Origin of the sequence: Cyanobacterium sp. Dongsha4, assembly GCF_036345015.1 — a bacterium.
Classification (GTDB): domain Bacteria; phylum Cyanobacteriota; class Cyanobacteriia; order Cyanobacteriales; family Cyanobacteriaceae; genus PCC-10605.
On the sequence record NZ_CP084098.1, the window covers coordinates 579,686 to 592,243 of the forward strand.

Below are 12,558 nucleotides of genomic sequence, written 5' to 3' on the forward strand. Positions count from 1 at the left end.
AAATTTATTTTAATTTGTCATAAGTTTATCATTTGATAATAGGAAAAAAATCTAATTCTTGATATACTTCTTTGAAAGTAGGATGCTTTCCCCTTCGAGACTTTAACACATATTGAAATTCAATAAACCAATCCATAGTCTGTTTTGAAACATAACCCTCGTAAACAATCAATTCTCCCAATAGTAGAGAAGAAGATGACTTAGCTTGTTTTTTCTTGATAAAATCTATTTGAGATGAACTAATTAAGTGAGCTTTTTGTAGATAGTCTCCAATATGCCATACTTGATTTGATTGGATAATTTCTGGCAATTCCTCGGCAAAAAATTCAATGGTTTCAGGAGAAAGTAAACCTGATTCTTTAATTATATCCCCCAGACAAACCCCATATTTTTCCTCTTTTTGTTTTTCAAGAATTTGTTGTAACTCTTCGGCAGATAATAAACCAGCATGACATAACACTTTACCCAAAGGTAGGGATTGTAATTCCAAAATAGGATTATGTTGATAGATATTGAAACGATGCTGAATTACATGAATAAAGAAAGGTACACTATCTACTAAATACCTTTTCCATAGTCTTTTTGGTTCGGATAGTAAGCGGTATAACCATTCTAAACCTATATTACTCATCCATTGGGGTGATCTACCTTTGTAACCTGCCTCAAAATCGATGGTTGCTCCTATAGGTAAAAAAAGTTTAACATGAGGTAATTGATTACGATATTTAACAATCCATTTTTCCTGTTTTGGAGCACCAACTCCGATAACTAAAACATTTGCCTCCGATTCATTAATTTTTTTAATGATTTCTTGACATTCTGCCTCGTTGTTTTCAAAGCCAAAACTAGGAGATAAAGCCTCAACAACCATTTCTCTGCCTACTTTTTGGTTGATATTATTCTTGGCTTTCTCCGCTACTCCCTCCGTGCCTCCGAGAAGAAATATTTTAATGTCTTTGTTATCTCGATTGTAATTGTAGAAGGCAGGAAATAAATCTGAGCCCGATATTTTCTCTTTTATTGGTTTTCCCAAAAATTTCAAGGTATATTGAAGGATTTTACTATCACAAACCACATAATCAGCAAGATGATAAGCCTTAAGAAAACTGGAATCGGTTTGTAGTTTAACTAAATGATCTACATTGGGAGTTACAATCAAGCCTCCTTTCGTACTTAATTCGGTCAGTAGTTCTGCTAAAGATATATTATTAATGGTGATATTGAGGAAATTAATTTTTTCCATAAGGCTTAAAATAATTGCATAATGTTTGAGTATATTGATTAAAAAAGCTCTAATTTCAAGATTAAGATTAATTCCTCTGTCAACTTTTTCTGTATTGACTTTTGGTTTTCTACTCTGTAATCTGTTTTGAGGCTTAAAGATGTTTGCTGTTTAGCAGACTCTTTCGGAATCGTAATGTCATAAAACTCAAATTACTATCTTGACATTCGCTATGTTGTTAACAAAATTTAACCTATATCAGTAATATTACCCAATTATTTTTTTTTGCTTATCAGTGTTTTTACTTAATTTGTTATTAGTATCAAAATATACTATTTGATTTTAAGTGTTATGTGTTTTCCTTTTTATAAAGTGTTTTTAAAGGTATTTTTTAAAGATTCTGTAAAGATGAAGAAAATATAAAATTTATTTTGATTTTTCATTAAGGAAGATATTTTTTGAAAAAAGTGTTATACACTTAAAAGAATATACCTAAGTAAAAATAAAAACAAATGAAAATTAATAGTATCATATCCGTTTCAATAGCCTCATCAACAATATTACTGAGTTTACTGGGACTATCTTCTGATAAGGTCAATGCTCTGACACTGGCTATTGCTAATACGACAACGTGTAGTTTGAGTGATTTGGATGTTTCAATTGCTTGTGAGGGTGCTTTTGCAGGAAATGACGAAAATCAAGATTTAAGCGGACTATTCAATGTTAGCAATTGGACTCAATATGCAAAAGTTGACGAAGATAGCGGAACAAATAATGGATTAACTGTCAATGGCGGTGGCACTTCTGGCACTTGGAGTTTAACGGGCATAGATTTCAATTCCTATGATATTATGGCTATTTTGAAAGGAGGTCCTACTTTCAGTGCTTATCTATTAAGTAGTGCAGGTCCTGATTGGAACACAGATGGTATTTTGAAAGGCAATTACAAACCTAGTCCGGGATTATCTCATTTTACTATATATACTTCTGCAAAAACTCCACAACCTGTACCTGAGCCTTTAACGATTTTAGGAACTGGAATTGCATTAGGATTAGGTGGTTTATTTAAAAGTAAACAGAAACAAAAATCAGTGGTTTAAAAAAAGATTATAACAAACAAATATATTAAGTTGAGAATGAGAATATTAATTTAATTCTCCAAGAAACTAAGTAAATTTATATTAAACATGAATTACAACAATTAATAAACAAACCAATTCATATTATTATTTAAAAGTAAGCGAAAACAAAAAATTGTCGTGGTTGTATCCTTCTCAACATCTACTATTGTCAATTATCAATTATTTGAGATAAACTGATAACGATTATTTATCTATCAGGCGAATTAGTATGTCTCATCCCCTGTATGTAGCCTTTATTTGGCATCAACATCAACCACTCTATAAGTCTCGTCTCTCTAATCATGATTTCGGTGGTCAATATCGTTTGCCTTGGGTAAGATTACATGGGACAAAAGACTATCTGGACTTGATGTTAATTCTTGAGAAATATCCAAAGTTACATCAAACGGTTAATCTAGTTCCTTCTTTAATGTTACAGTTAGAGGATTACGCCAAGGGAGATGTTTTAGATCCCTATTTAGCTCTAAGTTTGACGGCGGTTTCCCAACTAACAATACAACAAAAAGAATTTATTATTAATCACTTTTTCGATGCTAACCATTACCATATGATTCGCCCTCATCGTCGCTATGATGAACTATATCAAGAGCGTCATGATTTGGGGACGAAATGGTGTTTAAAAAATTGGCAGGATAATGATTATGCCGATGTTTTAGCGTGGCATAACTTAGCATGGATTGATCCTGTTTTTTGGGATGATCCAGAAATTGCAGGTTGGTTAAGAAAAGGTAAACGTTTCAATTTAGAAGATCGCAGAAATATTTGGAAAAAGCAAAGGGAAATAATTAGTCGCATCATACCTCAACACAAAAAGATGCAGGATGCAGGACAATTGGAAGTTACAACCACTCCTTATACTCATCCTATTTTACCTTTGTTAGCGGATACTAATGCTGGACAGGTGGCAGTACCAAAAATGCGTTTACCTTCCGTGCGTTTTCAGTGGGAGGAGGATATTCCTCGTCATTTGGATAAGGCTTTGGCTATGTATCAAGAACGTTTTGGGCGATCGCCTCGTGGTTTGTGGCCTAGTGAACAATCGGTAAGTCCCACTATTTTACCCCATGTGGCGAAAAGGGGATTTGACTGGTTATGTTCTGATGAGGGAGTGCTAGGAATCTCCATTGAACACTACTTCTATCGGGATGAGACGGGTAATATTTATGATCCTGATAGATTATATCGTCCTTATCGTATAGAGACAGAAAACGGCGATTTAAGCATGGTATTTAGAGATCACCGTTTATCAGATTTGATAGGTTTTTCTTATGGTTCGATGACGGCGGATAATGCGGCAAAGGATTTAATCGGACATTTAGAAGCCATTTCCCGTCGTCTCAAAAGTAAGCAGGAAGAAGACCAAACCAGTTTAGAACAACCTTGGTTAGTTACCATCGCCCTAGACGGGGAAAACTGTTGGGAGTTTTACGAGCAGGATGGCAAAATTTTCTTAGAAACTCTCTATGAAAGACTATCTCGTCAAGAGGATATACAATTAGTCACCGTTTCTGAATTTATTGACAAATTCCCCCCCACTGAAATCATTAAGCGCGATCGCCTTCATACAGGTTCATGGATTGACGCAAACTTCACCACATGGATTGGAGATCCCGATAAAAATAAAGCATGGGAATACCTCCAAGCCGCCAGAGAAATCCTTGCTAAACATCCCAAAGCCACAGAAGAAACTAACCCAGAAGCATGGGAAGCCCTCTACGCCGCCGAAGGCTCAGACTGGTTTTGGTGGTTTGGTGATCCTCATCACTCTAGCCACGATGATATGTTTGATCAACTTTTCAGAGAACATTTAATCGCCCTTTATCAAGCCTTAAAAGAACCTGTACCCGAATATCTTTATAAACCAGTAGCAGAACCGAGAAAACAAGAAGAAGACTATATCCCCGGTAGCTTTATTCATCCCCCCATTGATGGACAAGGAGAAGATGAAGACTGGGAAAGAGCAGGTAAAATTATTATTGGTGGTTCAAGGGGAACAATGCACCGCAGTAGCGTTATTCCTCGTATTTTCTACGGTTGGAATCATCTTAGTTTCTATCTTCGTTTTGACTTAAAACAGGGCATAAACTCAGGGAAAGATTTACCCTCAGAACTTCATTTAGCTTGGTATTTTGCCGATGTAGTAGGTTCTAATAACGGTTTACCTTTGGCAGATGTACCAGATAAAGATCCTGTAAACCACTATTTCCGCTATCACTTGGGGATTCATATTCCCTCTCAAACCTGCTGGTTAGAAGAAGCTGGAGGGGATTTTAAATGGCATTCTCGTCATTGTGAAGTAAGAATAGCGCTCGATCGCGCTTTAGAGATAGCTTTCCCTTGGAAAAATCTCCACGTTGACCCAGATCAAAAAATATATTTAGTCGCAGTCTTAGCAGATAATGGTAAATTTAAGGAAGCATTAACCCAAGAACATCCTATCTGTATTCAAGTACCATAGGAGTTTGAGTTCGGGGTTCGGAGTTCGGAGTTAAGAGTTAGAAGTTATTAATTATCAACTATTTACCTTTGCCCTCCCCCCTCTCGAGGGGGGATAAAGGGGGGTTTGCTCTTTTCTTCATTACTCATTATCTGTCATTATCCCACATCTAATAGTTAACTCTTATGAATACCGCTAATTTACCAAATCAACCATCTTCGGGTACGGAAAAAGTAAAATTGCTAGTATTTTCTATTGGTAATCTTAATACTGCCTTACACATCGATGCAGTGGAAAAAGTGGTTAACTATAATCAAATATTTGGTAGTGGTCTAAATCATTTTGGTTTAGTCAATTTAGGGGATAAAGAAATTACCGTTGTTGATTTACATAAAAAATTATTTAACTCTCCTCAAGCATTATCCACAGAAGGAAAAAAATATCTATTATTGGTAAAAAATAGCAGTAGTGAAACTTTTGGAATTGTGATTTCTCAAACTCCAGAATTATACGATATTCCTTTAAATGTGATTAGAATTTTACCACCTTCTTACCGTCGAGCAGATACCCTTAAAATTGCTTCTCATGTAGCCGTTTTTAAAGAAAATGAAGGGGAAAAAACTATTTTTTTACTTGATCCAGATGAATTAATTAATCCGAACATTTGATCCTAGTTTTAAGTTATGATTTCAGAGTTGAAACCAACAAATATTGACGATAAAAGTAAATAAATTGAGTAATATAATGTCAAGAAAATTGAACCTGATACCTGATACCTGTTCTTATCGGATATTCTTCAACAAAAATGAAGTTAACAGTAGGTTATTATATATCGATTTTCATTTGTTTTGCCGTAGATAAAGTTTCTTTTTCTGCCTGTTTAAAAGTATTTTTTCCCCAACTTAAATCATAGTATTCAGGTTTTTGAGTACCATTAATTAATCCTTCAATTGTAAATAGTTGAATTAAGGGATATTTTTTGCCATTTCCTGCTTGGTAAAATCCTGCTTTTGCCGCTTCTTGTTCCATCGGTTTTGTGGGAGGAGTAAGGGTGATAAAAAATCCTAAACTGGCTTTATTGGCTTCCATTGTGCCTCTTAAATCTCGAATCATAGCAACATTAACATTTTTTCCTCCTTTGACACTAACAACAATTTTTTTTATAATGGATTCACTTTTTATGCTGTCAAAATCAGTGAAATAAATAATACCATCAATACCCGAATCTGCACCTTTCTTCTTCTTTCCTTGATAGGGTTGGGCGTTAACCAATGAGATTGCCCACCATTGAAATTGATAAGGATCTCTATTAAACAAATCTTGTGCCGCATCAAGGGTTTTAGGCGTTCCTTCTACTTCAAAAAAGTCTTGTTTTTTCCTAATTAATTCTTCTGAATTGTCTAAATATTTATCTTTAAAAGCATCCCTTAAACGTTTTTCAATGAGGGAAATTGCTAAGTGAGTAACATCAATGCCTATCCATTGTCTATTTAATTTTTCGGCGGCGTGAACAGCAGTACCACAACCACAAAATGGATCTAAAATTAAGTCATTTTCATTACTACTAGCTTCGATAATTCTTTCTAGTAATTTTAATGGTTTTTGAGTGGGATAACCTAGTCTTTCTTTATGAGAACCATGTAGATGTTCTATATCATCCCAATTATCGGTTATTGGTTGCCCTTTCATCTCATCTAAATATCTTTTTAAACGAGGTACAGCACCTTTTTTACTCTGTACAATTAAACCATCTTGATATGCTTTTTGCATTCTTTCTTTTGTCCATCTCCATACACGAGTTACCCCTAAAAATTCATAAGTTAAATTTGGTCTATCTGGATTAGGATTTGTTAAATCACCTAGGCGATAACGTCGTCCATTTTCGTCAATATAGCGATAAAATTTATCTACATATTCTTGATTATGTTCACCATAAAGTTTATTAAAAATAAAGTTATTTGTTTTTGTATATCTCAAGATTACATCTCGGCAATTAGAAAAGTTATTTTTGGTTTGACTTTTAGGTTGTGATCGCTTCCAAGAAATTTCATTTCTAAAATTATTTGCTCCAAAAATAATATCTAATATCATCTTTAAATAATGACTAGCAGTAGGATCACAATGAAGATATAAACTGCCAGTTTGTTTTAAAACTCTATGCAATTCTACTAGCCTAATCGCCATCATTACCAAATAAGCAGAAAGAGAATTTTTCCCTAAAGTACGCACTAATAAATCTAATAATTCTGCTAATTCACCCCGAATATTTTTTAATTCTTCAATATATCTTTCTGATTCAATTGTCCATGTCCAAGTGTCTTCAAAAGCCGTGATTTGTGCTTGGGATTTTTCTCCTTTTGGACTATTAAAAATAACATTATAATTAACTTGAGAATTAAAGGGGGGATCAAGATAAATTAAGTCAATAATTCCATCGTCAATGTGATTTCTTAAAATATCTAAATTATCACCATAATATAATTTTTTAATCATTATTAATTAGTTGGTATAAATGAAATAATAAAAGATTGTTAATCGTAATTATACAAATAAAACTTGTCAAGGAAATATTCTGGACGGAATCTCCGTTTTCTGGGATTTTTATTTTTTACTTCTGAGTATCAGTGCGTAACTCTTATATAATTGTTATTGAAAATGATAGTTGAAGTTACTTGCAATAACTATCTTCGTCTTGTGCCTTCTATTTTTTCAAAGAATCTTTGTTCATGTTAAATTCTGTAATTCGTGCGATCGCATCTTCTACCTTAACTCAAGACCTTTACCAGAAATTAAACCAAAATAAAACGTTACATTTGCAAGGTGCATCCAGATTACCGAAAGGATTAGTTGCCTCAGCCATTGCGAACCAAGGAAATAATAACTTACTTGTAGTCTGCTCAACCCTTGAAGAAGCCGCCCGTTGGATGGCAAATATTGAGCTTATGGGCTGGAAACAAACTTTTTTCTATCCTACCTCGGAAGCAAGTCCTTATGAGGCTTTTGACCCAGAATCCGAGATGGTGTGGGGACAGCTACAGACCCTTTCTAGTCTGCTTAGTCAAGATACTACACAAAAAACAGCTATCATAACCACAGAAAAAGCCTTACAACCCCATTTACCTCCCGTTGAAGTATTAAAGGAATATTGTCTAAGTCTGTTTAAGGGCATGAGTTTGGAGAGTCAGGAGATTGAATTAACTTTAGCAAAAATGGGTTATGAGCGGGTTAATTTAGTAGAAATTGAGGGGCAATGGAGTAAACGGGGGGATTTAATCGATATTTTCCCCGTATCCGCCGAATTACCCGTTAGATTAGAGTTTTTTGGGGATGAATTAGAGAAAATTAGGGAATTTGATCCCGTTTCTCAAAGAAGTTTAGATGCGATCGAATCTTTGAGTTTGACTCCTACCACATGGCAAGGGCTAATTAGTCAGAATTTACCCAGTGTAGAAATTATTAAACCATATTTAAGCACTTCTGAGCAAGAGAATTTAGAAAATAATATTTATCCTGAAGGGATGACTCGTTTTCTCGGCTTTGCCTTCGGCGATCGAGTCTGTTCTTTATTGGACTATTTGCCCCCCAATACAGTAGTTGCGATCGATGAAGTGGAACAGTGTCAAGCCCATAGCCATATTTGGTTTGAACAAGCAGAAGATAAATGGGAGTTAATGCAAAAGTTGGTGGAGATCCCCCCTAACCCCCCTTTGAAAGGGGGGAATAATGGGATGTTGCATAGAGAATTTACGGAATGTTTAGCAAGTATTAATTACCCTCAAATTTTTCTTTCAGAAATTTATACAGATACCGATAAAGATAATAAAAATAGTTTAAATTTATCCAGTCGCCCTTTACCTATTTCTCCTCATCAATTTGCTAAATTAGCAGAAATTTTAAGGGGTAAAAAAGAAATTTATAACACCATTAATTTAAGTCAATATAATAGTTGGCTTGTTTCTGCACAACCTTCTCGCACAGTGGCTTTATTGCAAGAACATGACTCTCCTGCTCAATTTATACCGAATCCCCTCGATTTTGGCACGATTGAAAAACTGCAAAGACAGGGCATTTCTACCGCTTTAAAATATTCTGGACAAGCAGAATTAGAAGGGTTTATTTTACCCACTTTTCGCATAGTAGTTGTTACCGATAGAGAGTTTTTTGGACAACATAATTTAGCCACTCCTACTTATATCAGAAAACGCAGAAAAGCCGCCTCAAAGCAGGTTGATTTAGACAAGTTAAGACCAAAAGATTTTATTGTCCATAAGTATCATGGTATTGGACAATTTTTAGAGTTAGAAATTTATGATGGTAGGGAATATTTAGTTATCAAATATGCTGATGGATTACTCAGAGTTCCTGCCGATAGTTTAGAGTTAGTTAGCCGTTATCGACACACGGAAACTAAGCCACCAAAGTTAAATAAAATGTCCGGTAAAGAGTGGCAAAATGTCAAAAATAAGGTCAAAAAATCTATTAAGAAATTAGCGGTGGATTTAGTCAAATTATATGCCACTAGAAACGAATTAAAAGGTTATGCTTATCCCCCTGATTCTCCTTGGCAAATTGAGTTAGAAGATTCTTTTCCTTATCAGGCTACACCAGATCAATTAAAGGCAATTATTGACGTTAAAAGAGACTTAGAAAGCGATCGCCCTATGGATAGATTAGTATGTGGTGACGTGGGTTTCGGGAAAACAGAAGTAGCCATTAGGAGTATTTTTAAAGTGGTGACATCGGGGAATAAACAAGTGGTTTTTCTTGCACCGACTACTATTTTATCCCAACAACATTATCATACTTTAATGGAAAGATTCGCTCCTTATCCTATCAATATAGGCTTATTAAATCGCTTCCGCACAGCGTCAGAAAGAAAAGAAATTATCCAAAAATTAGCAACGGGAGAATTAGATATTGTGGTCGGTACACAGTTATTATTAAGCAATAAAATTAAATACAAAGATTTAGGCTTATTAGTAGTAGATGAAGAGCAAAGATTTGGGGTTAATCAAAAAGAAAAAATTAAAGCATTAAAAACATCCATTGATGTGTTAACTCTCAGTGCCACTCCTATCCCTCGTACTTTGTATATGTCTATCTCTGGAGTGCGGGAAATGAGCCTTATTACCACTCCTCCCCCCAGTCGTCGCCCCATTAAAACCCATATCATGCCCTTTAATCAAGAGGTGATTCGTACTGCCATTCGCAATGAATTAGATAGGGGAGGACAAATTTTCTATGTTGTGCCTCGCATTGAGGGCATGGAAAAAATTATCACCATGTTAGAACAAATGATACCTAGTTTAAGAATTGCGATCGCCCACGGGCAGTTAGATGAAGGGCAATTAGAATCGACTATGTTAGGGTTTAGTAATGGAGAGGCGGATTTGCTACTCTGTACGACTATTGTGGAGTCTGGCTTAGATATTCCCAGAGTGAATACAATTATTGTGGAATCTGCCCATAAATTCGGATTATCTCAATTATATCAGCTACGGGGACGAGTGGGGCGATCGGGCATTCAAGCCCACGCATGGTTACTCTATCCTAATGATGAAATTTTATCAGATATTGCCAAAAAAAGATTAAGAGCTTTGCAGGAGTTTTCACAACTCGGTTCAGGGTATCATTTAGCTATGCGTGATATGGAAATAAGAGGGGTTGGTAATTTACTTGGTGCTGAACAATCTGGGCAAATGGAGGCTATTGGATTTGAGATGTACACAGAGATGTTAAAAGAAGCCATTAACGAAATTCAAGGGCAAGAAATCCCCCAAGTAGAAGATACTCAAATCGATTTGAAACTCACTGCTTTAATTCCTAACCGCTATATTGCTGACATGGAACAAAAAATGGATGCTTACCGTGCTGTAGCTACCGTTACATCTCAGAGGGAAATAAAACAAATCGAAAGTGATTGGCAGGATAGATATGGAGAAATACCCGAATCAGCAAGGGAATTATTATTAGTAGCCGATTTAAAATTGAAAGCAAAATCCATTGGTTTTTCTCGCATTAAACCCGAAGGGAAGCAAAACATTATCCTTGAAACACCAATGCAAGAACCAGCATGGTTATTATTAGCGGAAAAACTTCCTCCCCATTTACGCAACCGCTTTGTGTATGGAAAAAATAAGGTAATTGTGAGGGGATTAGGTACAATGAAACCGAGTCAACAATTAGAAAACCTCAATAACTGGTTTACCTATCTTGTCAGTGAAAACAGTAGCTTAGTTTAAATATAGCGTTTATTAAAACTATGAGGTACAGTTTTTTGTACAACTTTCTATTGCTTATTGCCCATTCCCTATTCCCGAATACCGATAAGTTTTGTACCCCACCATAACAAAAATTACTACAAACGCAACTCAATATCATGGCAAAATCAAAAATTTAATAATGAAAAGGTATTATTTAAAATCAATAATTTTTTATGATAAGAAACAAAAGATCAATTAATATTTTATCTTTTTATGCTTAGTATTAACTCAAGAAAATATATTAATAATCAAGATTAATATTTAAGTCTGGTAAGATATTTTCTCCTGATAAATTAATAGGCATTTTTAGCACTTCTACTGATTGATTAGGACTATAAATTTCTACAGTTTTATCCTGTGGATTAATAAGCCATCCTAGTTGTAATCCTGAGTCTAAATACTCCTGCATTTTTTCTTGTAGTGGTTTAAGCCTATCGGTTTTTGACCTTAATTCAATTACAAAATCAGGGCATATTGGGGGGAATCCTTCTCTTTCTTTTTCCGTTAGTTTTTCCCATTTTGCCAAAGATACCCACGCAACATCTGGACTGCGATCGCCTCCATTTGGTAAACTAAAAATAGTAGATGAACTAAATACTTTTCCTAATTTTTTCTGTCGATTCCAGTTATTAATATCTGTAATTAAATTAGCTTCTTTTTCACCACTTTCACCACCAACAGGGGACATAATAATTAATTCTCCTTGAGAATTTCTTTCTAATTGTAATTCGGGATTATTAATACAAAGTTGATAAAATTGCTCTCGATTTAAGGCAGTAATTGAGTTCAAATTTAATATAGTATTCATGATTTTTTATATAATTTGATAATTTATTAATTTAATAATCAAGATTAATATTTAAGTCTGGTAAGATATTTTCTCCTGATAAATTAATAGGCATTTTTAGCACTTCTACTGATTGATTAGAACGATAAATTTCTACAGTTTTATCCTGTGGATTAATAAGCCATCCTAGTTGTAATCCTGAGTCTAAATACTCCTGCATTTTTTCTTGTAGTGGTTTAAGCCTATCGGTTTTTGACCTTAATTCAATTACAAAATCAGGGCATATTGGGGGGAATCCTTCTCTTTCTTTTTCCGTTAGTTTTTCCCATTTTGCCAAAGATACCCACGCAACATCTGGACTGCGATCGCCTCCATTTGGTAAACTAAAAATAGTAGATGAACTAAATACTTCTCCCAGTTTTTTTTGACGATTCCATAAAGCAATATCAAGAATTAAATTGGCTTCTTTTTTTCCACTCTCACCACCAACAGGGGACATAATAATTAATTCTCCTTGAGGATTTCTTTCTAATTGTAATTCGGGATTATTAATGCAAAGTTGATAAAATTGCTCTCGATTTAATGAAGTAATTGAGTTTAAATTTAAGATAGTAGCCATGATTTTTCTCTTTATTTAAAATTAATCTATCGTAATTTTTTGTCACAGTCTCTTATTTATTTTTACCGTTAAATCTACACTGCTAACT

Annotated in this window: 8 protein-coding genes; 4 read left to right on the forward strand and 4 right to left on the reverse strand. The window is 34.6% G+C overall.

Annotated features, from left to right (window positions below):
* Positions 1-28: 28 nt before the first annotated feature.
* Positions 29-1,243: a WecB/TagA/CpsF family glycosyltransferase gene (locus tag Dongsha4_RS02565; protein WP_330204201.1), complete on the reverse strand. Its 1,215-nt coding sequence runs from the start codon at positions 1,241-1,243 to the stop codon at positions 29-31.
* A 491-nt stretch (positions 1,244-1,734) separates the two neighbouring features.
* Here Dongsha4_RS02565 and Dongsha4_RS02570 point away from each other — a divergent pair, with 491 nt between their 5' ends.
* From Dongsha4_RS02570 to Dongsha4_RS02580, 3 genes are all read left to right on the forward strand, one after another.
* On the forward strand, positions 1,735-2,322 hold the full coding sequence (locus Dongsha4_RS02570) for a PEP-CTERM sorting domain-containing protein (protein WP_330204202.1): 588 nt from the start codon (positions 1,735-1,737) through the stop codon (positions 2,320-2,322).
* 250 nt (positions 2,323-2,572) lie between these two features.
* Positions 2,573-4,822: a glycoside hydrolase gene (locus Dongsha4_RS02575; RefSeq protein WP_330204203.1), complete on the forward strand. Its 2,250-nt coding sequence runs from the start codon at positions 2,573-2,575 to the stop codon at positions 4,820-4,822.
* A 164-nt stretch (positions 4,823-4,986) separates the two neighbouring features.
* Positions 4,987-5,469: a chemotaxis protein CheW gene (locus tag Dongsha4_RS02580; RefSeq protein WP_330204204.1), complete on the forward strand. Its 483-nt coding sequence runs from the start codon at positions 4,987-4,989 to the stop codon at positions 5,467-5,469.
* Between the two features lie 157 nt (positions 5,470-5,626).
* Here the strand turns inward: Dongsha4_RS02580 and Dongsha4_RS02585 are convergent, their stop codons facing one another.
* Positions 5,627-7,294, reverse strand: a complete 1,668-nt coding sequence (locus Dongsha4_RS02585; RefSeq protein ID WP_330204205.1) for a DNA methyltransferase — start codon at positions 7,292-7,294, stop codon at positions 5,627-5,629.
* A 233-nt stretch (positions 7,295-7,527) separates the two neighbouring features.
* Between Dongsha4_RS02585 and mfd the strand changes: the two genes are divergently transcribed.
* Complete coding sequence (gene mfd, locus Dongsha4_RS02590) at positions 7,528-11,043, forward strand: transcription-repair coupling factor (protein WP_330204206.1); 3,516 nt, start codon at positions 7,528-7,530, stop codon at positions 11,041-11,043.
* Between the two features lie 262 nt (positions 11,044-11,305).
* Here mfd and Dongsha4_RS02595 read toward each other — a convergent pair whose 3' ends face one another.
* Both Dongsha4_RS02595 and Dongsha4_RS02600 read right to left on the reverse strand, forming a co-directional pair.
* A complete protein-coding gene (locus Dongsha4_RS02595) occupies positions 11,306-11,872 on the reverse strand; it encodes a Uma2 family endonuclease (RefSeq protein ID WP_330204207.1) in 567 nt (188 codons plus the stop codon).
* Positions 11,873-11,903: 31 nt separating this feature from the next.
* Complete coding sequence (locus Dongsha4_RS02600; protein WP_330204208.1) at positions 11,904-12,470, reverse strand: Uma2 family endonuclease; 567 nt, start codon at positions 12,468-12,470, stop codon at positions 11,904-11,906.
* Positions 12,471-12,558 lie beyond the last annotated feature (88 nt).

What these genes read in the sequence shown, in the direction of transcription:
- Dongsha4_RS02565 (WP_330204201.1), bottom strand. Translation starts at nt 1,243, where the DNA reads ATGGAAAAAATTAATTTCCTCAATATCACCATTAATAATATATCTTTA.
- Dongsha4_RS02570 (WP_330204202.1), top strand. Translation starts at nt 1,735, where the DNA reads ATGAAAATTAATAGTATCATATCCGTTTCAATAGCCTCATCAACAATA.
- Dongsha4_RS02575 (WP_330204203.1), top strand. Translation starts at nt 2,573, where the DNA reads ATGTCTCATCCCCTGTATGTAGCCTTTATTTGGCATCAACATCAACCA.
- Dongsha4_RS02580 (WP_330204204.1), top strand. Translation starts at nt 4,987, where the DNA reads ATGAATACCGCTAATTTACCAAATCAACCATCTTCGGGTACGGAAAAA.
- Dongsha4_RS02585 (WP_330204205.1), bottom strand. Translation starts at nt 7,294, where the DNA reads ATGATTAAAAAATTATATTATGGTGATAATTTAGATATTTTAAGAAAT.
- mfd (WP_330204206.1), top strand. Translation starts at nt 7,528, where the DNA reads ATGTTAAATTCTGTAATTCGTGCGATCGCATCTTCTACCTTAACTCAA.
- Dongsha4_RS02595 (WP_330204207.1), bottom strand. Translation starts at nt 11,872, where the DNA reads ATGAATACTATATTAAATTTGAACTCAATTACTGCCTTAAATCGAGAG.
- Dongsha4_RS02600 (WP_330204208.1), bottom strand. Translation starts at nt 12,470, where the DNA reads ATGGCTACTATCTTAAATTTAAACTCAATTACTTCATTAAATCGAGAG.